We start from the raw sequence: 24,943 nt of genomic DNA on the forward strand, positions 1-24,943 counted from the left end.
CGCCACCGCGCGGCCCGGCGTCACGCACGCCGAGGTCGACGTGGAGCCCGCGCGCGTCGCGATCCCGGCCGGGCACCCCGGCGCGGTGGCCGGCGTGCCGTACTCCAAGGAGAGCGTGGTCCGCCGGTTGGAGCAGGTCGGCTGCACCGTGGCCGACGGCGACGACCCGGCTCCGCGCAGGGGCGGCGTCGACCCGACGGGGGTCGTCACCGGCGGCGAGCTCGCGGCCAAGCTGGCCGTCTCCGGCGACGACATGATCACGGTGACTCCGCCGTCCTGGCGTCCCGACCTCACCGACCCGAACGACCTGGCCGAAGAGGTCATCCGGCTGGAGGGTTACGAGAACCTGCCCTCGGTCCTGCCCAAGGCCCCGGCCGGCGCCGGGCTGACGGAGGGGCAGCGGCTGCGCAGGCGGGTCGGCCGCGCGCTGGCGGGCTCCGGTTACGTCGAGGTGCTGTCGTACCCGTTCATCGGCACGGCCGACCTCGACAACCTGCAGCTTCCCGACGACGACGCGCGCCGCCGCGCCCTGCGGCTGGCCAACCCGCTGGCCGACGACGAGCCGCTGCTGCGCACCACGCTGCTGCCCGGGCTGCTCAAGACCCTGGTACGCAACGTCGGGCGGGGCTTCTCCGACGTGGCGTTGTTCGAGACCGGTCTGGTGTACCGGCCGCGCGAGGGCGCGCCCGACTCGGCGCCGGTGCTCGGCGTCGAGCGCGGCCCGACCGAGGAGGAACTGGCCTCGGTCGCGGCGGCGCTGCCCGACCAGCCCCAGCGGGTCGCGGCCGTGCTCGCGGGCGAGTTCGACCGCTCCGGCTGGTGGGGCGGCGGGCGCCAGGCGTCCTGGGCCGACGCCGTGCAGGCGGCGCGGCTGGTGGCCGGCGAGGCCCGCGTCGAGCTGTCGGTCACGGCTGACCAGCACGAGCCGTGGCACCCCGGCAGGTGCGCCGCCCTCTACGTCGGCGACACGCTGGTGGGCCACGCCGGAGAGCTGCACCCGCGCGTCATCGAGGCGTACGGCCTGCCGCCGCGCACCGCCGCGATGGAACTGGACCTGTCGAGGCTGGAAACGGCCATGCCGGGCCCGGTCGACGCGCCGGCGGTGTCGGCGTACCCGATCGCGACGCAGGACGTGGCGCTGATCGTGCCCGACTTCACCCCGGTGGCGGACGTCGAGGCGGCGCTGCGCGACGGCGCGGGAGAGCTGCTGGAGTCGGTCCGGCTGTTCGACGTGTACACCGGGGAGCAGGTGGGCGAGGGGAACAAGTCGCTCGCCTACACGCTGCGCTTCCGCGCCCCCGACCGCACCCTGACGGTCGAGGAGACGACGGCGGCCCGCGACGCGGCGGTGGCCCTGGCGGCCGACCGCGTGGGAGCCCACCTCCGCAGCGCCTGACGCCTCCTCAGCGTGGAGGGGCCGGTTCCGACCGGCCCCTCTTACGCGTACGAGGCTAGATATCGTCGATCTCGGCGAGGTCGATCTCGATGTCGAACGGCACGGTCAGCTTCAGGCGGTCACGGAAGATTCCCATGGGCACGTACTGGCTGGTGGCGGGGTCGAGTTCGTAGACGTAGACGACCGGCCTGTCGGAGGGGTCGCTCTCGACCCGCCAGAAGTGGGGAATGCCCGCCTCCGCGTAGAGCACCGGCTTGCGACGCCTGTCACGGACCTTGGACTCGGGCGATACCACCTCGACCACGAGGAGAACGTCGTCGGCCTGGTAGAAGGTGGCAGTAGGCCGCACGACGGCATCCGGCCCTAGAACGATCAGATCCGGCTCGGGGCGCTGGCTGGGCCCCAGCTTGACGCTCATCTCCCGACGAACCCGGTGGCCCTTCGGCGCCGCGTTGCGCACCGCTGCCTGCAGGAGAAACAGCGCGGAAGTGTGGAAGTCTCGCTGGGGGCTCACGAAGACCAAGCTTCCATCAATCAACTCTGTGTGCGCAGGCAGATCCGGAATGTGATCGAGGTCCTCTGCCGCGAAGCCCTCCGGGGGCGGGAACACCCAGGCGGGCAGCGAAGCGGAGGGTGACGAAGACGAAGATGAAGACGTAGATGGGGTCATCTCTAGGCTCACCGCTTCGGCCGTCATGGTCTTACGCTAGCAAGCTACAGCGTTCACGTTGTGTGAACGGTCCAGCACGTTCTGAGGTGCGGCGACTTGCGGCAGAATGCCGTGTCATGAGGCAGCTACTCGTGTTCGCCGAGCGGGACGACGCCGAGGAGGTCGCGGAGACGCTGGGCGAGTGGTTCCCGGCGCTCGGGGTGCCGCGCGTGGTGCGCGAGACGCTCGCCGGCGAGGACGACGCCGAGGACGCGCAGTGGCTGGTCGTCGCCGAAGGGCTGGACGACGACCAGCTCGCGAAGGTCGACGCGCTGGTGGAGCGCTACGAGGGGTGGCGCGAGGACGGCTGAGACCCGCGCTGCCCGCCACCGGTGCCCACCACCCGGCACGTCAGGCCGGTGAGGCGTTCGTCCGGCGCGAACAGCGGGTGGGTTCGCGCGCTGCGGCTGGCAAGGTGGTGTCATGCGTGTCGCTGTGCTCTCGGACGTCCATGGCGTGCTGCCGGCCCTCGAGGCCGTGCTGGCCGAGCCCGACGCCGCCGCCGCCGACCTGATCGTGCTCACCGGTGACGTGGCGGCCGGGCCGCTTCCCGTGGAGACACTCGACCTGCTGGTCACGCTGGGGGAGCGGGCGCTGTGGCTGAACGGCAACGCCGACAGGGAGCTGGTGGAGGTGGCCGCCGGCAAGCCGTGCGAGTTCGCCGTCTCGCAGTGGGCGGGCGGGCGGCTGCGGCCCGACCAGGTGGAGCTGCTGGCCGCGCTGCCGTCCCGGCAGGTGCTCGATCTCGGCAGGCTGGGCACCACGCTGTTCGTGCACGCCACGCCGCGCAGCGACGAGGAGATGATCCTGGTCGACAGCTCGCTGGAGCGCTGGGCCGAGGTCCTGGCCGGTGAGTGTGCCGACACCGTGGTGCTGGGCAACACCCACATGCCGTTCGTCCGGCTCGCCGACCGCAGGCTCGTCGTCAACCCGGGCTCGGTCGGCATGCCGTACGGCACGTCGGGGGCGCACTGGGCGCTGCTCGACGGCGATACCGGCGCCGTCACCCTGCGCCGCACCCCGCTCGACGCCGCCCTGACGGCCGAACGGCTGGTCGCCGAGAGCGGCTTCGACGGCATCGAGGAGTGGGTGGCGCACTACGTCCGGGCGATCTACTCCGACGCCGAGGCGCTGCCTGCGTTCGCCCGCCAGGAGGGCCGAGCCGGGGCGGCGCGCTGATCACGCCGGTACGGCGCCCTCCGCGTGCGGGGAGGCGGCGGCTTCGGCGCGGCGGGCCTTCTCCGCCAGGGCGTGCTCGTCCGTGCGGGCGTCGTAGCGGCGGAAGGCCGGCAGCGCGAGGCCGAGCACCCCGACGGCGGCCACGCACAGCAGGCCGCCCACTCCCAGGGAGAAGCGCGCCCCGCCTGCCTGCGCCATCAGGCCCGCCCTGGCGTTGCCGAGCATCGGGCCGCTGGCGTAGGAGAGCAGCTCGATCCCGGCGAGCCTGCCGCGCAGTTCGTTGGGGATCGTCTGGTTCCACATGGTCGACCGGAAGATGCCGCTGACCATGTCGGCGGCACCCGCCAGCGCCAGGCAGACGAAGACGGCCCAGATGCTGGGGATCACCGCCGCCAGCGCCATCGAGACGCCCCACAGCGCCGCCGCCACGATCACGCCGAGCCCGTGACGGTGCACGCGCGAGGTCCAGCCGCCGGTCAGCGACGCGATCAGCGACCCCACGGCACTCGCCGAATACAGCAGGCCCAGGGCCTGCGGCGCGCCCAGCTGCTCGGCGAGGAAGGGGAACAGCGCCGTCGACATGGCGAAGATCATGGCGGCGATGTCGACGAGGTACGTCCCCATCAGGTCGCGCCGCCCGACCGCGTACCGCAGGCCCTCCACCAGCGACTTCAGCGACGCGGGCGCGGCGTCCTCGGCGGGCGGCACGGCCCTGATCCGCCACAGGAGCAGCAGCGACAGCACGAAGCTCACGGTGTCGAGCGCGTACGCGGTGGCCGTGCCGAACGCCGTCACCAGCACGCCTCCCAGCGCGGGGGCGGTGATCGCGCCGAAGTTCCAGCGCAGGCTCGTCAGCACCGCCGCCGCGCCGAGCTGGTCGTGCCTGACCACGCGCGGGATCAGCGCCTCCAGACTGGGACGCTGCAGGCAGGCGATGCCCATCGACACCGCGCCGACCACGTACAGCACCCACACCTGCGGCTCGGGCAGCAGCGAGTTGACCATGAGCATCCCCGAGGTCGCCGTCAGCCCCAGCTCGCTCAGCAGGATGACCTTGCGCCGGTCGAGCGCGTCGGCGATCGCGCCGCCCCACAGCCCGCACACCACCATCGGGACGAACTCCGCCAGGCTGACCAGCCCGACCGCCACGTAGGAGCCGGTCAGCTCCTTCATCTGGTACGGCACCGCCACCGCCGTGATGAACGTGCCGAACATGGTGATGACCCCGGACGCCATCACCAGCCGGAAGTCGCGTGAGTCACGCAGCGGGGAGAGGTCGAGAGCGAGGTGGCGGAGCAGGCGCTTGAGGCGTTCGGACACAAGATTGCATTGTCCGTGCGCCTCTCGGGCCCGGGCAAACCATTTTCACCCGGCCTTCACAGCTCCAGGCGGACGCCGTAGGACTCGAGCCAGACGTTGAGATCCAGCGCCAGCTCCAGCCCGTACCGGGTCATCGTGCTGGTCCTCTCCGTGGCCGTGGCCGTCGTCGCCTCCCTGACGGCCTCCGCGTCCAGAAGCCGCAGGACGGGAGCGCTCCCGGAGTCCACGAGCTCGCGCAGCTGGTCGCGGAGCGCCTGCTCGTAGGCGGCGTCCTGGGTGGCCGGATAGGGGCTCTTGACACGCCGCAGGATCGACTCGGGCACGAGGTCCGTGGCGGCGGCACGCAGCAGGCTCTTCTCCCTGCCGTCGAACGTCTTCATCGCCCAGGGCGTGTTGAAGACGTACTCGACCAGCCGGTGGTCGCAGAACGGGACGCGGACCTCCAGCCCGACGGCCATGCTCATCCGGTCCTTGCGGTCGAGCAGTATGGGCAGGAACCGCGTCAGATGGAGATGGCAGATCTCCCGCATCCGCCGTTCGAGGCCGTCCTGACCGGGCAGATAGGGCACCTCCGCCAGCGCGGTCCGGTAGCTGTCGGCGATGAACGCGGGCAGTTCGAGCCGCTCGATCAGGGCCTTGTCCAGCAGCTCGGCAGGGCCGTGGTCGCTCATGATCATGGCGAGCCACGGGAAGGTGGCGGCCTCGACCGCCTGCGGATCGTGGAACCAGCGGTATCCGCCGAACACCTCGTCGGCCGACTCGCCGGACAGGGCCACGGTGGAGTGCTCGCGGATCGCCCTGAACAGCACGTAGAGCGAGGTGTTCATGTCGCCCATGAAGTGCGGCGCGTCCCAGGCGCGCACCACCGCCGCGCGCAGCCGCGGGTCGGCCAGCTCGTCGCTGCTGAGCGTGATGTCGATGTGATCGGTGCCCGCGTAGTCGGCCAGTTCCCGCACGAACGGCGCGTCGGGGTCACCGCGGAGCTCGTCGGGCCGGAACTCCTCGGTGTATCCGGCGAAGTCCACGGCGAACGAGCGGATCTGCCCGTGCTTCCTGGCCAGCGCCGTGATGGTGCTGGAATCCAGCCCGCCCGACAGCAGCGTGCACAGCGGCACGTCCGAGATGAGCTGGCGCCCGACGATGTCCTCCAGCAGGTCGCGGACTGTCCTGACGGTGGTGTCGAGGTCGTCGGTGTGCTCGCGGGCCTCCAGCGCCCAGTACCGGCGCAACGACAGCCCTTCGCGGCGCACCCGCAGCACGTGGCCGGGGCGCAGCTCGCGCATGCCCTTGAAGACGGCCCGCTGCGGCGTCCTGGCCATGGTGAGCGCCTCGCGCAGGCCGTCGGCGTCGACCACCGGCTCGACCAGCGGGTTGGCCAGGATCGCCTTGGGCTCGGAGCCGAACAGCACGCCGTCCGGCAGCGGGTAGTAGAACAGCGGTTTGATGCCCAGGCGGTCGCGTATCAGCAGGAGTTCCTGGCGCCGGGTGTCCCAGACGGCGAAGGCGTACATGCCGTTGAGCCGCTCGGCGACGCCCTCGCCCCATTCGAGGAAGCCGTGCAGCACCACCTCGGTGTCGCCGCTGGTGCGGAAGCGGTGCCCGCCGGCCTCCAGCTCGGCCCGCAGCTCGCGGAAGTTGTAGACCTCTCCGCTGTAGGTGATGACGGCCGCGTCCTCAGCCGTCATGGGCATATGGCCGCCCTCGACGTCGATGATCGCGAGCCTGCGGTTGCCGAGCGCGGCGTGCTGCCCCAGCCACAGCCCCTGGTCGTCGGGGCCCCGGCAGGCCATGGTCTCGGTCATGGTCAGGGCCGTGGCGCGCTCACTGGTCAGGTCGCGCTGGAAGTCCACCCATCCGGCGATGCCGCACATGTGAAAGTCCTCCTTGGAAAGGATCCTGGTACTCCACGTCGTCGGGTGTCACGCCGTCCATCACGGAGCCGACGGAGTCCCAGTGAATGCTCTCCTGGACGTGCCCTGTTGAGAGGAAAGAAATCGCCGACCGGCCCGAAGGCGGATCGGCGATCACAGGTGGCCAGGCTCAGGCCGCGGGGACCTTGTCCAGGAAGCCCAGGACTCGGGCGATCCTGCCGTCCTCCGCGAGTTCCACCACGTCGAACCCGATCACCACGGGCTCCTCGCCCGCGGGGCCGAGGTGCCAGGTGAACCTGGCGGTGTTGTGGTGGGCGTCGTACGTCTCGCCGGCGGTGAAGACGAAGCCGGGGAACATGCCCTGCGCGCCCTCGATGACGGCGGCGATCCCGGCGTGCCCGGTGACCTCGGCCAGCGGGTCGGTGTAGGTGGCGTTCTCGCTCCACAGCTCGGCCACGGCCTTGGCGCGGGCGTCGGCGTCGGTCTCGTTCCAGGCGGCGACGTAGCGCTCGACCAGGTTTGCGGTCATGATCTGTCAACCTTTCGGATATGGGGAGGGATGATGTGCGGGGTCAGCGCATCCTGCGCAGGCCCATGATCTGCAGTTCCGCGAAGACGCCGACCACCAGCGCCTGCGCGATGGCCCATACGGCGCCGATCGTGGTGAACCCGGCGGCCCCGGTGACGACGGCGGCGATGCTGCCGAGGGTCCAGATGATGTTCAGCGCGATCATGACCTTGACGCCGGCCTGGCTGATCGTGCCGCGGCTCGCCAGGAAGCCGACTGCCACGCCGTAGACGAGCAGGAAGGCGCCGATCCCGCGCAGCAGTTCCGCGTCCGGCCCGAGCAGGTCGCTCGTGGGGCCGGCGGCGGCGAGGTAGACCAGCCCGTTGACACCGGTGACGACGGCGTCGAGGGCCAGCGCGATGCGCAGGAACTTGGTCCGGTCGGCGGTGACGGACAGGTGGGTCATTTCGAGCTCCTTGTGGCGTTTGCTCTGACATGAGAAAGATGTCAGCGGAGGCATAGCCTCCGCGATTACGCCACAGGTAAAGCGCTCGGCTATCCCCGTCCCGACCTGGGGGTTCAGCGGCGAAAAAGCCGCGACCCCGGCACCGGGAGCAGGGGCCTGGACGCGGACGCCGCCGTGGGCGCCTGGGCAATCCCGCCAATCACGGTGCGGCCCGGCGACGGGCGCGGCATAGTGAGTGACCCGGTTCAGGGGGCCGTTTTCCCAGGTCAAAGCGGGCGTCTGCCTGCATGTCCTGGCCAACCGGCGCGGGGCTCGGAGGAGATGGTCACAGGTGCGTTTGTGGCGAAAAATCGTGAAGACGGGGCGAATGGCGGAGCCTGCTCTGGAACGTTCCAGCGATGCGCCGCCGTCACCCGGGGAGCTGGCGGGCTCGGTGCAGATCCGGCACGTGGACGCCGGGTCCTGCAACGGCTGCGAGGTGGAGATCGCCTCAGCGTTCGGCCCGGTCTACGACGCCGAGCGGTACGGCGCGCGGCTGGTGGCCTCGCCCCGGCACGCCGACGCCCTGCTGGTGACAGGGCCGGTGACGCGCAACATGGAGATGGCGCTGCGCCGCACGTACGAGGCCGTGCCCGAGCCGCGCGTGGTGGTCGCGCTGGGCGACTGCGCCCGTGACTGCGGGGCCTTCGCGGGCGCGTACGGCGTCGTGGGCCCGGTCTCGGACGTGATCCCGGTCGACGTCCAGGTTCCGGGCTGCCCGCCGAGGCCGGAGGACATCGTCGAGGCCCTGCGCGGGATGACCGGCCGATGACCTTCTACGCGTCCTCTCTCGCCCTCTGCCTGCTGGCCGCGCTGACCGCGCTGCCCCGCCCCCGCGGGCGCCGGAGCGCCGTGGCCCGCGTCTGGCGGGCGGCCGCCGCGTTCCGCAGGTGGCTGGTCGGCGGGCTGGTGGCGGCGGCCGGGGTGCTCGCGGTCGTCGCCGGCGGGCAGGCGACGCTGGGCCACGGGTGGGCGGCCTCGTTGCCGTGGCTGCTCCCGCTGGGCGGGATCCGGCTGGCGCTGGACCCGCTGGGAGGCCTGTTCGTCGCCGTCACCGGAGCCGTCGCGGCCTGCACGGCCGTGTACGGCATCGGCGCCGGCGGGCGGCTGGCCCGCGTACTGACGCCGCTGTTCGTGGCGGCCCTGCTGCTGGTCCCGGCCGCGGCCGGCGTCAGCACGTTCCTGCTTGCCTGGGAGCTGATGGCGACGACCTCGCTGCTGCTCGTCCTGGCCGACCACAGGCGGCGCCCGCCGGTCAGGAAGGCCGGCCTCTGGTACGCCGTGATGACGCAGCTCGGCCTGGTGACGATCATGTCGGGGCTCTGCCTGTTCGCCGCCGGAGCCGGGGGCGACGGCTTCGACCAGCTGAGGGCCGCCGAGCTGTCGCCCGCCGCGCGGAACCTCGTCTTCCTGGCCACGCTGGCCGGGTTCGCGTCCAAGGCGGGGATCGTCCCGCTGCACGTGTGGCTGCCGCGCGCCTACCCCGCCGCGCCCAGCCACGTGGCGGCGCTGATGAGCGGCGCCATGGCGAACATGGGCGTCTACGGCGTCGCCAGGCTCGGGCTGGACCTGCTGGGCGGCGGCCCCGTCTGGTGGTGGTGGATCGTGCTCGCGCTGGGCGCCCTGTCCGCCCTGTACGGGGTGCTCCAGGCCGCCATGGCCACCGACCTGAAACGGCTGCTCGGCTACTCGTCCACGGAGAACATGGGCCTGGTGCTGATCGGGGTGGGCGCGGCGGGCTTCTTCGCCGCCGACGGAGCGGCCCGCCTGGCCGCGCTCGCGCTCACCGCCGGGCTGCTGCACGTGGTCAACCACTCAGCCTTCAAGACGCTGCTGTTCCAGGCGGTGGGCTCGGTCCAGCGCGCGACCGGGCTCTGCGACCTCGACGCGCTGGGCGGGCTGCGCACCCGCATGCCGTACACCACCGCGCTGTTCGCCGTCGGCGCGCTGTGCGCGTCGGCGCTGCCGCCGGGCAACGGGTTCGTCAGCGAGTGGCTGCTGTTGCAGGGGCTCATCCACGCGCTGCCCGCGTCAGGGGTGGCGGGCGCCGTCACGATGCCGCTGGCCGTCGGCGTGATCGCGCTCTCGGCCGGGCTGGCCGTCGCCACGTTCGTGAAGGCGTTCGGCGTCGGCTTCCTGGCCAGGCCGCGCAGCACGGCGGCGGAACGGGCCGTGGAGAGCCCGTTCACGGTCGTCTGGGCGACCGCGCTGGCGGCCATCGCCTGCCTGTTCCTGGCGCTCAACCCCACGCTGGTGCTGCCGATGCCGGCGGGCGCGGCCGGCCACCTGGTCCCCGGGGCCCGGCCGGTCACGGGCGAGCTGACCCTGCGGCTGGAGGGGATCACCGGGTCGATCTCGCCGCTGCTGATCGCGCTCGCGCTCGCCGCCTCCGTCGCCGGGCTGACGGCGCTGGTCCGGGCGGTCGCGTCCAGGCGCCGGCGGGCCGCCCGGCTGTGGGACTGCGGCGCGGGCCCGATGTCCGCCCGCATGGAGTACACCGCGACCTCCTTCGCCGAGCCGCTGCAACGCGTCTTCGTCGACGCCCTGCAGCCGGAGATCGCCGTGACCGCCGTGAAGGAGGCCGACTACCTGGTGGGACGGGTCGAGTTCCGCGCCAGGGTGCCCGACCGGGTCGAGCGCAGGCTCTACGAGCCGGTGCTGGCCGCCGCCGCCCGGCTCGGTGAGGGGGCCCGGCGGCTGGCCGACGGCAGCGTCCACCGCTACCTGTCGTACGGCTTCTACGCCCTCACCGGCGTGCTGATCGTGCTGGCGGTGCTCGCGTGATGGCCGGGATGATCCTGCAGGTGCTCGTGGTCGCCGCCGGGGCGCCACTGCTCGTCGGGCTGATGCGGCAGGTCAGGGCCCGGCTGGAGGGCCGCGTCGGCGCGGGCGTGCTGCAGCCCTGGCGCGACCTGCGCAAGCTGGTACGCAAGGAGCCCATCGCGCCGCACGGCACCGGCTGGGTGTTCAGGGCCGCGCCGCTGCTGCTCGCGGGCACGGCGCTGGTGGTGGCGGCCGTGGTTCCGCTGGTGACGGCCGCCTCGCCGCTCGACGGCGTGGCCGACCTGTTCGCCGTCACGGCCCTGCTCGCCCTCGGCTCGGTCGCGCTGGCACTGGGCGGGCTCGACACCGGCACGGCGTTCGGCGGGATGGGCGCCAGCCGGGAGGTGACCGTGCTCGCCCTGGTGGAGCCGACGATCCTGCTCGCGGTCTTCGCGCTGTCGGTCCGGGTCGGCACCACCGACCTGGGAGCGATCGTCACCGCCACCGCCGGCAGCCCGCTCACCGCCATCTCCCCGGTGAGCCTGCTGGCGGGCGTCGCGCTCGCGATGGTCACGATCGCCGAGTCCGGACGCATCCCGGTCGACAACCCGTCCACGCACCTCGAGCTCACCATGATCCACGAGGCCATGATCCTCGAGTACGCCGGGCCGGACCTGGCGCTCATCGAATGGGCCTCGGCGATGCGGCTCACCGTGATGCTGGGGCTGCTCGCCAGCCTGTTCGCGCCGCTGGGCATCGCGACCGCGGGCGCGGGCCCGGTGGCGTCACTCGTCGCCGTGGTGGCGTTCGCGGGCAAGGTGGCGCTGCTGGGCGGGGCGCTGGCGGCGGGCGAGGTGTTCATGGCCAAGCTGCGCCTCTTCCGCATCCCCGAACTGCTCGCGGGCTCGTTCCTGATGGCACTCCTGGCGGTCGCCGCCTCCTTCTTCCTGGCGTGAGTGAGATGACTGATTCGTTCTACGTGCAGGCGCTCGACCTGGCCTGCGGGGCGTTCCTGCTGACCGGCGTGCTGGTGCTGTGGCGGCGCGACCTGGCCGCGTTCGTGTGGCTGTTCGGGCTGCAGGGCTTCGCGCTCGGGGCGCTGATCGTGGTGCGCGGCCTGCACGAGGGCTCCGCCGAGCTGACCGCGCTCGGCGCGGGGGTGGGGCTGCTGCGCGGCGTGCTGCTGCCGTACCTGATGCGGAGCGCCCCGGCGGCGGGGGAGGAGGGGCGCGAGACGCATCCGCGGGTCAGCGTGGCCGCGTCGCTGCTGGTGGCCGCCGTGCTGACGATGCTGGCCTACGCCGTGTCCCAGCCTCTGGTGCGGCTCACGCCCACGCCGGAGACCCAGGCGGTGCCGATCGCGCTGACGGTGCTGCTGGTGGGCTTCTTCGTGCTGGTCACCAGGCGGCGGGCGCTGTCGCAGGTGGTGGGCTTCCTGCTGATGGACAACGCCATCACCGCCGCCGCGTTCCTGACCACGAGCGGCGTGCCGCTGGTGGTGGAGCTGGGCGTGTCGCTGGACGTCCTGCTGGCCGTGCTGGTGCTGCAGGTTCTGACCACCCGGATGCGGGCCGCGTTCGGCGGCACCGATCTCGACGAGCTACGGGAGCTGCACGACTGATGGTGATCGTCCCGGTGGCGCTGCCGCTCGCGGCCGCCTGCCTCTACGCCCTGTTCGGCTGGAACCGCGGCACCGCGTGGCTCGGTGCCCTGTCGGCGGGCGGCCTGCTCGCCGCCGCCGTGCTGCTCGCGCGGGCCGGCCGGGGGAGCGCCCTGTGGGGGCTGCTCCGGGTGGACGCGCTGAGCGCGTACATGCTGATCGTGATCGGGGTGGTCGCGCTGCTGGCGATGCTGGCCAGCCCCGCCTATCTGCGCGCGGAGCTGGCCGCCGGGCACACGGGCCGCCGGGCGGCCCGCCGCTACGGGATCTTCACGCAGTGCTTCATCGCGGCCATGGCCGTCGCGGTGCTGGCCGCCAGCCTCGGCGTGCTGTGGGTGGCGGTGGAGGCCACCACGATCCTGACCGCGTTCCTGGTCGGCTACCGCCGTACCCGCAAGGCCACCGAGGCGGCGTGGAAGTACGTGGTGATCTGCTCCGTCGGCATCGCGCTGGCGCTGCTCGGACTGGTGATCGTGCACTACGCGGCCGTGCACGCCAAGCTGTCGGACGGCCTGGACTGGGTCTCGCTCGCCGGGCACGCCGCCGAACTCGACCCGGGGGTGACCCGGATCGCGGTGGTCCTGCTGGTGCTCGGCTTCGGCGCCAAGGCCGGCCTCGCGCCGCTGCACGCCTGGCTGCCCGACGCGCACAGCCAGGCCCCCGCGCCGGTGTCCGCGCTGATGTCGGGCGTGCTGCTGTCGGTGGCGTTCTACGCGATCCTGCGGGTGAAGGTGATCTCCGACGGGGCGCTGGGCCCGGGCTTCGGCCGGATCCTGCTGGTCGCCGTGGCGCTGGCGTCGCTCGCGGTGGCCGCGGCGCTGCTGATCGGGCAGCGCGACTTCAAGCGGATGCTGGCCTACTCCAGCATCGAGCACATGGGCCTGATCGCGCTCGGGGCCGCCATCGGCAACGGGCTCGCGCTGACGGCCGTGCTGCTGCACATCCTCGGGCACGGGCTGGGCAAGTCGGTGCTGTTCATCGGGTCCGGGCAGATCCAACAGGCGGTGGGCAGCAGCCAGATCGCCGCCGTGCGCGGCCTGGCCGCGCGCTCCCCGGTGCTGGCGGGCGCGTTCGCGCTCGGGCTGCTCGCGCTGGTCGGGCTGCCGCCGTTCAGCCTGTTCGCCAGTGAGCTGGGCATCGCGCGGGCGGGCTTCACGTCCGGGCTCGGCTGGGCGGTCGCGGTGGCGCTGGCGCTGATGCTGGTGGTGCTCGCGGGCGTGGGCGGAGCGGCCGGCCGCATGCTCCTCGGCGATCCCGGCGCGGCCGGAGCCCGCACGCCGCTGCGCAGCGGCGTGGTGCCGCTCGTCGCTGGGCTGGTCGCCTGCGCGGCGCTCGGCGTGACGCTGGGGCCGCTGAAGCCGCTCCTGGACGCCGCCACGCTCGTCGCCACCGTCCCCGGAGCGGCGCGATGATCGCCGACATCGGGCCGAAGGAGCTGGTGGAGCGGGCCGGCGAGCTGCTCGCCGACGGGCACCGGGTGGCGCTGGTCGCCGCGCACTCCGCCCCCGGCGGGTTCCGGCTCGTCTACCTGTTCACCGCCGCCCGTCCGGAAAGGCGCGTCGAGCTGCACGTACGGCTGGACGAGCCCGCCGTGCCGAGCCTGGCCGCCCTCTCCTTCCCCGCCGGACGCTTCGAGCGGGAGATCCGCGACCTGTACGGGATCACCCCCGAAGGGCACCCGCTGCCCCGGCGGCTCGTCAGGCACCACCACTGGCCGCGCGGCTGGTACCCGATGCTGGCCGACGCGGGCCCGCCGCCGTCGTTCGGCGACCCCGAGGGCCCCTACCCGTTCGGGGACGTGGAAGGCGCGGGCGTCTACGAGATCCCGGTGGGCCCGGTGCACGCCGGGCTCATCGAACCGGGGCACTTCCGCTTCTCCGTGGTCGGCGAGACCATCCTGAAGCTCAAGGCCCGCCTGTGGTTCGTGCACAAGGGCATCGAGCAGCTCTTCGAGGGACGCCGCCCAGAGGACGGCCTGCCGCTGGCAGAACGCGTCAGCGGCGACACGGCCGTGGGCCACGCGCTGGCGTACTGCCTGGCTGTGGAGCAGGCCCTGGGCACCCCCGTCGGCCCCGAGGCGCAGCGCGCCAGAGCAGTCGCACTGGAGCTGGAACGGCTCTACAACCACGTCACCGATTTGGGGGCGCTCTGCAACGACGTGGCGCACAGCGTCCTGCAGGCGCACTGCGGCGCCGTCCGTGAGCGGCTGCTGCGCGTCAACGCCGAGGTCACCGGCCACCGGCTGCTGCGCGGCGCGGTGCGGCTCGGCGGCGGGGAGCTGCGCGCCCTGCCCGATCCGGCCGTGCTGCGGGCGCTCGGCGCGGAGGTCGCCGAGATCGCCGGCCTCGCGCTCGGGCACGGCGTGGTGTCCGACCGGTTCACCGGCACCGCCGTGCTGACCGCGCGGGCGGCGGCGGACCTCGGCACGCTCGGCTACGTCGCCAGGGCCAGCGGGCTGGACCTCGACGCCAGGCGCGACCACCCGTTCACCGACCTCGGCCCGTTCCCCGTCGCCACCCGCGCGGGCGGCGACGTGCTGGCCCGCTTCCAGGTACGCGCCGACGAGATCGCCGCGTCCATCGAGCTGATCGACCGGCTGGTGTCCGGCGCGCCCGGCGGGAGCGTCCCCGAGCGGGGGCGGTGGTCGGGCGTGGGCATCGTCGAGGGCTGGCGCGGCACGATCGTGCACCGCGTGGAGCTGGCTCCGACGGGCCGGCTGTCCAGGGTGAAGATCGTGGACCCGTCGTTCTTCAACTGGCCCGCCCTGCCCGTCGCCCTCGGCGGGGCGATCGTGCCCGACTTCCCGCTGGTCAACAAGAGCTTCAACCTGTCGTACGCGGGAAACGACCTGTAGGTGTCACCCGCCGAGGACCTCCCTGCGCAGCCGGGTCTTGAGGATCTTGCCGCCCGGGTTGCGGGGGAGCTCGGTGTCCCGGAACCAGATCCGCACCGGGATCTTGAACTTGGCGATCCGGCCGGTCAGGAAGGACCGCAGCTCCTCGGACGTCGGCGCCGTGCCCGGCTTGAGGCGGATGACCGCGCCGACCTCCTCGCCCAGCTCATCGTCGGGGACGCCGATCACCGCGGCGTCGTCCACCGCCGGATGCTCGAACAGGGCCGCCTCCACCTCGGCGCAGTAGACGTTCTCGCCGCCCCTGATGACCATGTCCTTGGCCCGGTCGACGATGTAGACGAAGCCGTCCTCGTCGACCCTGGCGAGGTCGCCTGTGTGCAGCCAGCCGGCCACGAACGTCTGGGCGGTCGCCTCCGGCTTGTTCCAGTAGCCCATGATGACGTTCGGGCCGCGTACGCACAGCTCGCCCACCTCGCCGGGCGGCAGTTCGGCGCCCGTCGGGTCCACCACGCGGACGTCCACCACGGGGGAGGGCAGGCCGATGCTGTCGGGCCTGGCCTGGTAGTCGGCGCCGCCGTTGCCGATGGCCAGCGCGGTCGTCTCGGTCATGCCGTAGCCGTTGGAGGGGGCCCGGTCCGGCAGGTTCTCGGTGATGCGCTCCAGCAGCTTGGGCGGGGCGGGGGCGCCGCCGTAGCCGAGCGTCGTCAGCGACGACAGGTCGTACTTGCCGAAGTCGGGGTGTGACATGAGCTGCCAGGCGTTGGTCGGCACGCCGATCATGGTGGTGACGCGTTCCCGCTCGATGAGCCGCAGCGCCTGCTCGGGGTCCCACTTGTACATCAGCACCAGGCCGCCGCCCGCGAACATCGTGGTGGTGAGCGCGGAGAAGCAGCCCGTCACGTGGAACAGCGGGACCGACAGCAGCGTCACCCGGCGCGCGCCCGCGGCCGCCGCGGGGTCCTTGCCCGCCAGCGCCGCCGCGCGCAGCAGCCCGTAGGCGACGGTCATCGGCGACTGGCCCAGGTTGCGGTGGCTGCCGAGCGCCCCCTTGGGATGGCCGGTGGTGCCGGACGTGTAGAAGATCGTGGCCGCGTCCTCGGGGGAGAGCGGGACGTCCGGCAGCGTCACGTCCGCGCTGATCTCGCCCATCACCTCGTCGAACGAGCGCGCCCCCGCCGGTGCCTCGCCTCTGGTCACGATCAGCGGCACGCCGGTGGCGGCCAGCCGCACGGCGCGCTCGCCGTCCGCGATCAGCACCTTGGCGCCCGAGTCGCGCACGCCGTAGGCCAGCTCAGGCTCGGTCCACCAGGCGTTGAGCGGGACGGCGATCGCGCCGGCGGCGAGCGCGGCGGAGAAGGCCACCACCCATTCCGGGTAGTTGCGCATGGCGATGGCCACCCGGTCGCCCTTGGCGACGCCGTACTCCCGCACCAGGCGGCCGGCCAGCGTCGCGGCCCTGCGGTAGTGCTCCTCGAAGGTGATGTGCTCGTCCTCGTAGATGAGGAAGACCTTGTCGCCGTGGAACCGGCTCATCTCGAGCAGGGCGCGGAAGTGGACGGGAGCGTGCTTCCAGGTCCGTACGCCGGTGTCGCCGATCTCCTCGATCTCGAAAAGCTGGCCGGGACCGGTGAGCTCGGCTTGGACCTGGGCATGAGAAAGGGTCATGGCACAGAACTCCCGCTGGTGGACGGCGATCCGAATAAATCACAGTACCGACCGGTAGGTACGCTCCGCTAGGTCTCACTATGTGAGCGCAGGGCGCGTCCCGGCTTGCATATGCATGCCCTTCCGTGCATCATTTTTACTAGCAAGGTCATGAGCAATGATGCATAAGCATGCAGGAGGTTGGAATGAGAGCGGCGGTCGCGGGAGCCAGCGGCTACGCGGGAGGCGAACTGCTCCGCCTGCTGCTCGGCCACCCCGAGTTCGAGATCGGCGCGCTCAGCGCGGCCTCCAGCGCGGGCACTCCGCTCGGCGCGCACCAGCCGCACCTGCCGCAGCTCGCCGACCGCATCATCGAGGAGACCACCCCAGAGGTCCTCGCCGGCCACGACGTCGTCTTTCTGGCCCTCCCGCACGGCCACTCGGCCGGCGTCGCCGCCCAGCTCGGGCCCGACACCATCGTCGTCGACTGCGGTGCCGACCACCGGCTCGCCGACCCCGTCGCCTGGCAGGAGTTCTACGGCGGCGAGCACGCCGGCACCTGGCCCTACGGGCTGCCGGAGCTGCCCGGCCAGCGCGAGGTGCTGAAGGCGGCCCGGCGCATCGCCGTCCCCGGCTGCTATCCGACCTCCGTCATCCTCGCCCTGCTGCCCGCCTTCGCCCACGGCCTCGTCGAGCCGGACGTGGTCGTCGTGGCCGCCAGCGGCACCAGCGGCGCGGGCAAGTCGCTCAAGGCCAACCTCCTCGGCAGCGAGGTCATGGGCTCGGTCAGCGCCTACGGCGTCGGCGGCGTTCACCGGCACACCCCGGAGATGGAGCAGGGCCTGAGCGGCGTCGCCGGCACCCCCGTCCGCGTGTCGTTCACCCCGACGCTGGCTCCCATGAGCCGCGGCATCCTCGCCACCTGCACGGCCCCGGCGGTTCCCGGCCTCACCAAGGAGGCGGTCAGAACCGCCTACGAGAGCGCGCTGAAGGCCGAGCCGTTCGTCAAGCTGCTGCCAGAAGGCCTCTGGCCCGCCACCGCGATGACCTACGGCGCCAACACGGCCGCCGTGCAGGTCACGCTCGACGAGCGCGCCGGACGCCTGGTCGCCGTCATCGCCATCGACAACCTCACCAAGGGCACGGCCGGAGGCGCCGTCCAAAGCGTGAACCTCGCCCTCGGCCTGCCAGAAGAGCTCGGCCTTCCCCTGACTGGAGTCGCCCCATGAGCGTGACCGCACCCCTTGGCTTCAGGGCCGCGGGCGTAGCCGCCGGAATCAAGTCCAGCGGCGCCCGCGACCTCGCCCTCGTCGTCAACGACGGGCCGAACCGCGCCGCCGCCGGAGTCTTCACCGCCAACCGCGTGAAGGCCGCCCCGGTCCTGTGGTCGCAGCAGGTCCTGCGAGGCGGCCGGGTGCGGGCGGTCGTGCTCAACTCCGGCGGCGCCAACGCCTGCACCGGCCCCGAGGGCTTCCAGGACACCCACGCCACCGCCGAGCGGGTCGCCGCGGCGCTGTCCGACTCCGCGGGCGAGATCGCGGTGTGCTCCACCGGCCTGATCGGCGAGCGGCTGCCGATGGACGCGCTGCTGTCCGGCGTGGACGGCGCGGCCACCCAGCTCTCCCGCGACGGCGGCCTGGCCGCGGCCGACGCCATCCGCACCACCGACACCGTCTCCAAGATCTCCTTCAGGCGCGGCGACGGCTACATGGTGGGCGGCATGGCCAAGGGGGCGGGCATGCTCGCCCCGGCCCTGGCCACCATGCTCTGCGTCGTCACCACCGACGCCGACCTGACCGCCGAGCAGCTCGACGCCGTCCTGCGCAAGGCCACCGCCAAGACGTTCGACCGGCTCGACGCCGACGGCTGCATGTCCACCAACGACACCGTGCTGCTCCTGTCGAGCGGCGCGTCCGGCACCAAGCCGGACATCGCGGAGTTCGAGCAGAAGGTCACCGAGGTCTGCGCCGACCTGGCCAGGCAGCTCCTCGTCGACGCCGAGGGCGCGTCCAAGGCCATCGCCATCGAGGTGGTCGGCGCGGCCAGCGAGGACGACGCCGTCACGGTCGGCCGCACGGTCTCCCGCTCCAACCTGCTCAAGTGCGCCATCCACGGCGAGGACCCCAACTGGGGCCGCGTCCTGGCCGCCGTCGGCACCACCGACGCCGTGTTCGAGCCCGACAGGCTCAACGTGGCCATCAACGGCATCTGGATCTGCCGGGGCGGCGCCGTCGGCGACGACCGCGACAAGGTCGACATGCGTCCCCGTGACGTGACGATCACCATCGACCTGTCGGCGGGCCCCCACTCGGCGACCGTCCACACCACCGACCTGACCGCCGACTACGTCCACGAGAACTCGGCGTACTCCTCATGAGGGTCAACGGAGCACACGCGAAGGCGGGCACGCTGATCGAGGCGCTGCCCTGGCTGGCCCGTTTCCACGGCGCCACCGTCGTCATCAAGTACGGCGGCAACGCGATGACCGAGGAAGCGCTCAAGGAGGGCTTCGCCGAGGACATCGTCTTCCTCCACTACGCCGGGCTCAGGCCGGTGGTGGTGCACGGCGGCGGCCCCCAGATCAGCCACCACCTCGACAGGCTCGGCATCGAGTCCACCTTCACCGCCGGGCTCAGGGTCACCACGCCCGAGGCCATGCAGGTGGTCAGGATGGTGCTGACCGGCCAGGTCAACCGCGACATCGTCGGCCTGATCAACCGGCACGGCCCGTTCGCGGTCGGCATGTCCGGCGAGGACGCCCACCTGTTCACCGCCGAGCGCAAGCACGCCCTGGTCGACGGCGAACCGGTCGACATCGGCCAGGTGGGCGAGATCGTCAAGGTCGATCCAGGAGCCGTGCGGGCCCTGCTCGACGACGGCCGCATCCCGGTCGTCTCCAGCGTCGCCCGCGGCGACGACGGCCAGATCTACAACGTCAACGCCGACACCGCCGCCGCCGCGCTGGCCGTGGCGCTCCAGGCGCACAAACTCATCGTCCTGACCGACGTGGAGGGCCTGTACGCCAACTGGCCCGACGACACCGACGTGATCGACCAGCTGAGGGCCGACGAGCTGGAAGCCCTGATGCCCGGCCTGTCGAGCGGGATGGTGCCGAAGATGGAGGCCTGCCTGACGGCGGTCCAGGGCGGTGTCCCGCAGGCGCACGTCCTCGACGGCCGCGTCCCCCACTCGCTGCTGCTCGAGATTTTCACCAACGAAGGAATCGGAACCATGGTGATGCCCTGATGAACCTCTACGACAGGTTCGAGAAAGCCTTCATGCCGAACTACGGCGTCCCCCCGGTGGCGCTGGCACGAGGCGAGGGCACCCGCGTCTGGGACGTCGACGGCAAGGAGTACCTCGACCTCATCGGCGGCATCGCGGTCAGCTCACTCGGCCACGCCCACCCCGCCCTGGTCGAGGCCGTCTCCAAGCAGGTCGCCACCATCGCGCACACCAGCAACCTGTTCCTGCACGAGCCCGAGGTCCTGCTCGCGGAGCGGCTCCTGCAGCTGCTCAACGCCCCGGGCCGGGTCTTCTTCGCCAACTCCGGCACCGAGGCCAACGAGGCCGCCTACAAGCTGGCGCTCAAGTACGGCAGGCAGGACGGCCGCTCCTACTTCGTCGCCGCCGAGAACGGCTTCCACGGCCGCACCATCGGCGCGCTCTCGCTGACCGGCAAGAAGGCCATCCGCGACCAGTTCGGCCCGTTCCCCGTTGATGTCCGGTTCGTCCCCTACGGTGACGCCGCCGCGCTCAAGGACGCCGTGACCGGCGACTGCATCGCCGTCTTCCTGGAGCCCACCCAGGGCGAGGCGGGCGTGGTCCCGCCGCCCGACGGCTACCTGCAGGCCGCCCGCGAGATCTGCGACTCGACCGGCGCCCTGCTGGTGGCCGACGAGATCCAGTCCGCGATCGGCCGCACCGGGCACTGGTTCGCCCACCAGGCCGAAGGCGTCACCCCCGACATCCTGACCCTGGCCAAGGGCCTCGGCGGCGGCCTGCCGATCGGCGCCTGCGTCGGCTTCGGCGACGCGGGCACGCTGTTCGACAAGGGCGACCACGGCTCCACCTTCGGCGGCAACCCGGTCTCGTGCGCCGCCGCGCTGGCCGTCCTCGACAACCTCGACCTCGACCACGTCAAATCGGTCGGCGACAGGCTCCGCGGCGGAATGGAAGCCGTCGGCCACCCGCTGCTCAAGGGGGTACGCGGGCGCGGCCTGTGGCTGGCCGCCGTGCTCACCGAGCCGGTCTCCGGCAGGGTCCAGCAGGCCGCCGCCGACGCGGGCTTCCTGGTCAACGCCCTGCAGCCCGACGCCGTCCGCCTCGCGCCGCCGCTGGTCATCACCGCGGACGAGGTCGACGCGTTCGTCGCCGCCTTCCCCGCGATCCTCACGGAGGCGGCCAAGTGACCAGGCACTTCCTCAGAGACGACGACCTCACGCCCGCCGAGCAGGTACAGGTGCTCGACCTGGCCGAGGCGATGAAGAAGGACCGCTTCGGCTACCGCCCCTTCGAGGGCCCGCGCACCGTGGCCGTCCTGTTCGACAAGCCGTCCACCAGGACGAGGGTGTCCTTCGCCGTCGGCGTCGGCGAGCTGGGCGGCATGCCGCTGATCATCGACGGCGGCACGTCCCAGATGGGCAGGGGTGAGCCGATCGAGGACACCGCCCGGGTGCTGGAGCGGCAGTGCGCCGCGATCGTCTGGCGGACCGCGGGCCAGGAACGCATCGAGGCGATGGCCTCGCAGTCGCGCGTGCCCGTGGTGAACGCTCTCACCGACGAGTTCCACCCCTGCCAGATCCTCGCCGACCTGCAGACCGTCCGCGAGAGGTTCGGCAGGACGGCCGGCCTGACACTGACCTACCTCGGCGACGGCGCCAACAACATGGCCCACTCCTACCTGCTCGGCGGAGCCACCGCCGGGATGCACGTCCGCATCGCCGCCCCCGCCGGATACCAGCCCGACGCCGTCATCCTCGACCGGGCCGCCACCATCGCCGCCGGCACGGGCGGCTCGGTGCTCGCGCAGTCCGACCCGGCCGCCGCCGTCAAGGGCGCGCACGTGATCGCCACCGACACCTGGGTGTCGATGGGCCAGGACGGCAAGGACGAGCGCGTGGCGGCGCTCATGCCGTACCAGGTGAACTCCGAGCTCATGGAGCACGCCGCGGGCGACGCGATCGTGCTGCACTGCCTGCCCGCCTACCGCGGCTACGAGATCACCGCCGAGGTGCTCGACGGGCCGAACAGCGTCGTATGGGACCAGGCGGAGAACCGGCTGCACGCCCAGAAGGCGCTGCTGCACTGGCTGGTGAACGCCGCATGACCATCCCGATGACCAAGGCCGCCCGGCAGGCCAAGATCACGGACCTGCTGCAGCGGCAGGTCGTGCGCTCCCAGCCGGAGCTGGCCAAGCTGCTCGCCGAGAGCGGCGTCGAGGTCACCCAGGCCACGCTCTCGCGCGACCTGGACGAGCTCGGCGCGCTCAAGCTGCGCGCCGACGACGGGTCGCTGGTGTACGCGCTGCCCGGGGAGGGCGGCGGGCGCATCCCGCTGGCCCGCCTCGGCACCGGCGAGTCCCCGGCCGCCCGGCTGCACCGCATCGCGGAGGAACTGCTGGTCGGCGCCGAAGCCTCCGCCAACCTGGTGATCGTCAGGACGCCGCCGGGGGCGGCCCAGTTCCTGGCCTCCGCCATCGACCACGCCGACTGGGAGTCCATCCTCGGCACGGTCGCCGGCGACGACACGATCCTCGTCATCAGCCGCGACCCGCTGGGCGGCCAAGTAGTGGCCGACGCCCTGCTCCGGGTGGCCGACCGACGCGGTTACCCGCCACCGGGCGGGCCGACCGCGCCCACTACCCGACCTGAGCAATGGAGATCGAGAAATGACTGAGAGAGTAGTCCTGGCGTTCTCAGGCGGCCTGGACACGTCCGTCGCCATCCCGTTCCTGGCCGAGAAGATGAACGCCGAGGTCATCGCCGTCGCGGTGGACCTCGGCCAGGGCGGCGAGGACATGGAGGTCATCCAGAAGCGGGCCATCGACTGCGGCGCGGTCGAGTCCGTGGTCGTCGACGCCAAGGAGGAGTTCGCCGCCGACTTCTGCGTCCCGGCCATGCAGGCCAACGCCCTCTACATGGACCGCTACCCGCTGCTGTCGTCGCTGTCTCGGCCGCTCATCGTCAAGCACCTGGTGAGCGCGGCCAAGCAGTTCGGCGGCACCGTCGTCTCCCACGGCTGCACCGGCAAGGGCAACGACCAGGTCCGCTTCGAGGCCGGCCTCGCCGCGCTCGCCCCCGACCTCAAGGTCGTCGCCCCGGCCCGCGACTACGCCTGGACCCGCGACAAGGCCATCGAGTTCGCCGAGCGCAAGGGCCTGCCCATCGAGACCACCAAGAAGAACCCGTTCTCCATCGACCAGAACCTGTGGGGCCGCGCCGTCGAGACCGGCTTCCTGGAAGACATCTGGAACGGCCCCACCGAGGACGTCTACTCCTACACCGCCGACCCGTCCACGCCCCGCGAGGCCGACGAGGTCGTCGTCACCTTCGAGCAGGGCGTCCCCGTCAAGATCGACGGCCGCGCGCTCACGCCGTACCAGGTCGTCGACGAGCTCAACAGGCGTGCGGGAGCGCAGGGTGTCGGCCGGATCGACATGGTCGAGGACCGGCTCGTCGGCATCAAGTCCCGCGAGGTCTACGAGGCGCCCGGCGCCATCGCGCTGATCGCCGCGCACATGGAGCTGGAGAACGTCACCGTCGAGCGCGACCTGGCCCGCTTCAAGCGCGGCGTGGACCAGCGGTGGAGCGAGCTCGTCTACGACGGCCTGTGGTTCTCGCCGCTCAAGGACGCCCTCGACGCTCTCATCGCCGAGGCGCAGAAGCACGTCGCCGGCGACATCCGGATGACCCTGCACGCGGGCAAGGCCACCGTCACCGGCCGCCGCTCCGAGCAGTCGCTGTACGATTTCTCACTGGCCACGTACGACACAGGCGACACCTTCGACCAGTCGCTGGCCAAGGGCTTCGTCCAGCTCTTCAGCCTGCCCTCCAAGATCGCCGCCGCGCGTGACGCCAAGCAGGGGTGATGTGCACTATGGTCGCGGGGGACAAGGAGGAGATGACGGTGAGTGATGGCAAGCCGATGCGGCTGTGGGGCGGGCGTTTCGAAGGAGGCCCCGCCGACGCGCTGACCCGGCTGTCGGTGAGCGTGCACTTCGACTGGCGGCTCGTGCCGTACGACCTGGCGGCGTCCAGGGCGCACGCGCGGGTCCTGCACAAGGCGGGGCTGCTGAGCGGCGACGAGCTCGAGCGCATGATCGGCGCGCTCGACGACCTCGAACGCGCCTGCAAGGAGGGCGAGTTCCGGCCGACGGTCGCCGACGAGGACGTGCACACGGCGCTGGAACGCGGCCTGCTCGAACGGCTCGGCTCGCTCGGAGGCAAGCTGCGCGCCGGGCGCAGCCGCAACGACCAGATCGCCACCGACCTGCGCCTCTACCTCCGCGACCACGTCCGCACGATCGTCTCCAGGCTCGTCGAGCTGGAGACCGCGCTGATGGCCCAGGCGGAGGAGCACGCCGAGACGGCCGCGCCCGGCATGACCCACCTGCAGCACGCGCAGCCGGTCTCGTTCGGCCACCAGCTGCTCGCGCACGTGCACGCCTTCGCCCGCGACATCGACCGGCTCACCGACTGGGACAAGCGGGCCGCCGTCTCGCCGCTCGGCTCCGGCGCGCTGGCGGGCTCGTCGCTGCCGCTCGACCCGGAGGCGGTGGCCGCGGAGCTGGGCTTCGACAGCGCCGCCCCGAACTCGATGGACGCCGTCGCCGACCGCGACTTCGCCGCCGAGTTCCTGTTCGACGCGGCCATGATCGGCGTCCACCTGTCGAGGCTGGGCGAGGAGATCGTCCTGTGGGCCTCGCAGGAGTTCCGCTGGATCGAGATGGACGACGCCTACTCCACCGGCTCGTCGATCATGCCGCAGAAGAAGAACCCCGACGTCGCCGAGCTGGCCCGCGGCAAGTCGGGCCGCCTGATCGGCAACCTCATGTCGCTGCTGACGACCCTGAAGGGCCTGCCGCTCACCTACAACCGCGACCTGCAGGAGGACAAGGAGCCCGTGTTCGACTCGGTCGACACGCTGCTGCTGGTCCTGCCGGCGATGGCCGGGCTGGTCGCCACCATGCGGGTCAACACCGCGCGGCTGGAGACCTCGGCGCCCGACGGCTACGCCCTGGCCACCGACCTGGCCGAGCTGCTGGTGCGGCGTGGCGTGCCGTTCCGCGACGCGCACGAGGCCGTCGGCCATCTGGTGGTGTGGTGCCAGGTCAACGACAAGGACCTGGGCGAGCTGACCGACGACGAACTGGTCAAGGTCTCCGCGCACCTCACGCCCGACGTCCGCGACGTGCTGAGCGTGCCCGGCGCGCTGGCCGCCCGCAAGGCCCACGGCGGCACCGCCCCCGACCGGGTCCGCGACCAGCTGGCCGCGCTCCGCGAGGCGGTCGACGCCCAGGCGGCATGGGCCGC

At 72.2% G+C, this 24,943-nt stretch carries 23 protein-coding genes; 17 read left to right on the forward strand and 6 right to left on the reverse strand.

Going from position 1 to position 24,943, the window contains the following annotated elements; genetic code table 11:
- A partial coding sequence (locus tag ABZ297_RS36205) for a phenylalanine--tRNA ligase subunit beta (protein ID WP_355355969.1) occupies positions 1–1,396 on the forward strand: 1,396 nt, incomplete at its 5' end.
- 55 nt (positions 1,397–1,451) lie between these two features.
- On the opposite strand, the gene ABZ297_RS36210 is transcribed toward ABZ297_RS36205, so the two are convergent.
- Positions 1,452–2,066, reverse strand: coding sequence for a Uma2 family endonuclease (locus ABZ297_RS36210; RefSeq protein ID WP_355356010.1), 615 nt, complete (start codon positions 2,064–2,066; stop codon positions 1,452–1,454).
- Between the two features lie 116 nt (positions 2,067–2,182).
- On the opposite strand from ABZ297_RS36210, the gene ABZ297_RS36215 reads away from it, so the two are divergent.
- Together ABZ297_RS36215 and ABZ297_RS36220 are read left to right on the forward strand one after the other, a co-directional pair.
- Entirely contained in the window at positions 2,183–2,416 is a 234-nt protein-coding gene (locus ABZ297_RS36215) for a hypothetical protein (RefSeq protein WP_350811371.1), read from the forward strand.
- A 112-nt stretch (positions 2,417–2,528) separates the two neighbouring features.
- Positions 2,529–3,284, forward strand: a complete 756-nt coding sequence (locus ABZ297_RS36220) for a metallophosphoesterase family protein (RefSeq protein ID WP_355355971.1) — start codon at positions 2,529–2,531, stop codon at positions 3,282–3,284.
- On the opposite strand, the gene ABZ297_RS36225 is transcribed toward ABZ297_RS36220, so the two are convergent.
- From ABZ297_RS36225 to ABZ297_RS36240, 4 genes are all read right to left on the reverse strand, one after another.
- Positions 3,285–4,604 carry an MFS transporter gene (locus ABZ297_RS36225; RefSeq protein ID WP_355355973.1) on the reverse strand — a complete coding sequence of 440 codons (1,320 nt, stop codon included), beginning with the start codon at positions 4,602–4,604 and terminating at the stop codon, positions 3,285–3,287.
- A gap of 56 nt (positions 4,605–4,660) precedes the next feature.
- Positions 4,661–6,475: an asparagine synthase (glutamine-hydrolyzing) gene (gene asnB, locus ABZ297_RS36230; protein WP_355355975.1), complete on the reverse strand. Its 1,815-nt coding sequence runs from the start codon at positions 6,473–6,475 to the stop codon at positions 4,661–4,663.
- 169 nt (positions 6,476–6,644) lie between these two features.
- Positions 6,645–7,004 (reverse strand): nuclear transport factor 2 family protein, encoded by a 360-nt coding sequence (locus ABZ297_RS36235; protein ID WP_355355977.1) that lies wholly within the window; start codon positions 7,002–7,004, stop codon positions 6,645–6,647.
- Between the two features lie 43 nt (positions 7,005–7,047).
- Positions 7,048–7,449, reverse strand: coding sequence for a hypothetical protein (locus ABZ297_RS36240; RefSeq protein ID WP_355355979.1), 402 nt, complete (start codon positions 7,447–7,449; stop codon positions 7,048–7,050).
- Positions 7,450–7,816: 367 nt separating this feature from the next.
- Here ABZ297_RS36240 and ABZ297_RS36245 point away from each other — a divergent pair, with 367 nt between their 5' ends.
- Genes ABZ297_RS36245 through ABZ297_RS36270 form a run of 6 tightly spaced genes read left to right on the forward strand, consistent with a single transcriptional unit; the run spans position 7,817 to position 14,765 of the window.
- Entirely contained in the window at positions 7,817–8,260 is a 444-nt protein-coding gene (locus tag ABZ297_RS36245; RefSeq protein WP_355355981.1) for an NADH-quinone oxidoreductase subunit B family protein, read from the forward strand.
- Entirely contained in the window at positions 8,257–10,272 is a 2,016-nt protein-coding gene (locus ABZ297_RS36250; protein ID WP_355355983.1) for a proton-conducting transporter membrane subunit, read from the forward strand. The genes ABZ297_RS36245 and ABZ297_RS36250 overlap by 4 nt, the downstream gene beginning before the upstream one ends.
- Positions 10,272–11,207 (forward strand): NADH-quinone oxidoreductase subunit H, encoded by a 936-nt coding sequence (locus ABZ297_RS36255; RefSeq protein ID WP_355355985.1) that lies wholly within the window; start codon positions 10,272–10,274, stop codon positions 11,205–11,207. The genes ABZ297_RS36250 and ABZ297_RS36255 overlap by 1 nt, the downstream gene beginning before the upstream one ends.
- 5 nt (positions 11,208–11,212) lie before the next feature.
- The gene (locus tag ABZ297_RS36260) at positions 11,213–11,872 is read left to right on the forward strand and encodes a hypothetical protein (RefSeq protein ID WP_355355987.1); all 660 of its coding nucleotides are present in this window, start codon (positions 11,213–11,215) and stop codon (positions 11,870–11,872) included.
- Entirely contained in the window at positions 11,872–13,323 is a 1,452-nt protein-coding gene (locus ABZ297_RS36265; RefSeq protein WP_355355989.1) for a proton-conducting transporter membrane subunit, read from the forward strand. Before ABZ297_RS36260 ends, ABZ297_RS36265 begins: the two co-directional genes overlap by 1 nt.
- Positions 13,320–14,765: an NADH-quinone oxidoreductase subunit C gene (locus ABZ297_RS36270; protein ID WP_355355991.1), complete on the forward strand. Its 1,446-nt coding sequence runs from the start codon at positions 13,320–13,322 to the stop codon at positions 14,763–14,765. The genes ABZ297_RS36265 and ABZ297_RS36270 overlap by 4 nt, the downstream gene beginning before the upstream one ends.
- Positions 14,766–14,768: 3 nt before the next feature.
- Here ABZ297_RS36270 and ABZ297_RS36275 read toward each other — a convergent pair whose 3' ends face one another.
- Complete coding sequence (locus tag ABZ297_RS36275; RefSeq protein ID WP_355355992.1) at positions 14,769–16,430, reverse strand: class I adenylate-forming enzyme family protein; 1,662 nt, start codon at positions 16,428–16,430, stop codon at positions 14,769–14,771.
- 170 nt (positions 16,431–16,600) lie between these two features.
- Between ABZ297_RS36275 and argC the strand changes: the two genes are divergently transcribed.
- The 8 genes from argC to argH form a co-directional block, all read left to right on the forward strand.
- Entirely contained in the window at positions 16,601–17,638 is a 1,038-nt protein-coding gene (gene argC / locus ABZ297_RS36280; RefSeq protein WP_355355994.1) for an N-acetyl-gamma-glutamyl-phosphate reductase, read from the forward strand.
- On the forward strand, positions 17,635–18,786 hold the full coding sequence (gene argJ / locus ABZ297_RS36285) for a bifunctional glutamate N-acetyltransferase/amino-acid acetyltransferase ArgJ (RefSeq protein WP_355355996.1): 1,152 nt from the start codon (positions 17,635–17,637) through the stop codon (positions 18,784–18,786). The genes argC and argJ overlap by 4 nt, the downstream gene beginning before the upstream one ends.
- Complete coding sequence (gene argB / locus ABZ297_RS36290) at positions 18,783–19,655, forward strand: acetylglutamate kinase (protein WP_355355998.1); 873 nt, start codon at positions 18,783–18,785, stop codon at positions 19,653–19,655. The genes argJ and argB overlap by 4 nt, the downstream gene beginning before the upstream one ends.
- The gene (locus ABZ297_RS36295; RefSeq protein ID WP_355356000.1) at positions 19,655–20,821 is read left to right on the forward strand and encodes an acetylornithine transaminase; all 1,167 of its coding nucleotides are present in this window, start codon (positions 19,655–19,657) and stop codon (positions 20,819–20,821) included. Before argB ends, ABZ297_RS36295 begins: the two co-directional genes overlap by 1 nt.
- Positions 20,818–21,738 (forward strand): ornithine carbamoyltransferase, encoded by a 921-nt coding sequence (argF, locus tag ABZ297_RS36300; protein WP_355356002.1) that lies wholly within the window; start codon positions 20,818–20,820, stop codon positions 21,736–21,738. Before ABZ297_RS36295 ends, argF begins: the two co-directional genes overlap by 4 nt.
- Positions 21,735–22,307: an arginine repressor gene (locus ABZ297_RS36305; RefSeq protein ID WP_355356004.1), complete on the forward strand. Its 573-nt coding sequence runs from the start codon at positions 21,735–21,737 to the stop codon at positions 22,305–22,307. The genes argF and ABZ297_RS36305 overlap by 4 nt, the downstream gene beginning before the upstream one ends.
- Positions 22,300–23,499, forward strand: coding sequence for an argininosuccinate synthase (locus ABZ297_RS36310; RefSeq protein WP_355356006.1), 1,200 nt, complete (start codon positions 22,300–22,302; stop codon positions 23,497–23,499). Before ABZ297_RS36305 ends, ABZ297_RS36310 begins: the two co-directional genes overlap by 8 nt.
- 32 nt (positions 23,500–23,531) lie before the next feature.
- A partial coding sequence (argH, locus tag ABZ297_RS36315) for an argininosuccinate lyase (protein ID WP_355356008.1) occupies positions 23,532–24,943 on the forward strand: 1,412 nt, incomplete at its 3' end.

The sequence above is a fragment of the Nonomuraea sp. NPDC005983 genome (assembly GCF_040614375.1).
Lineage (GTDB): Bacteria > Actinomycetota > Actinomycetes > Streptosporangiales > Streptosporangiaceae > Nonomuraea.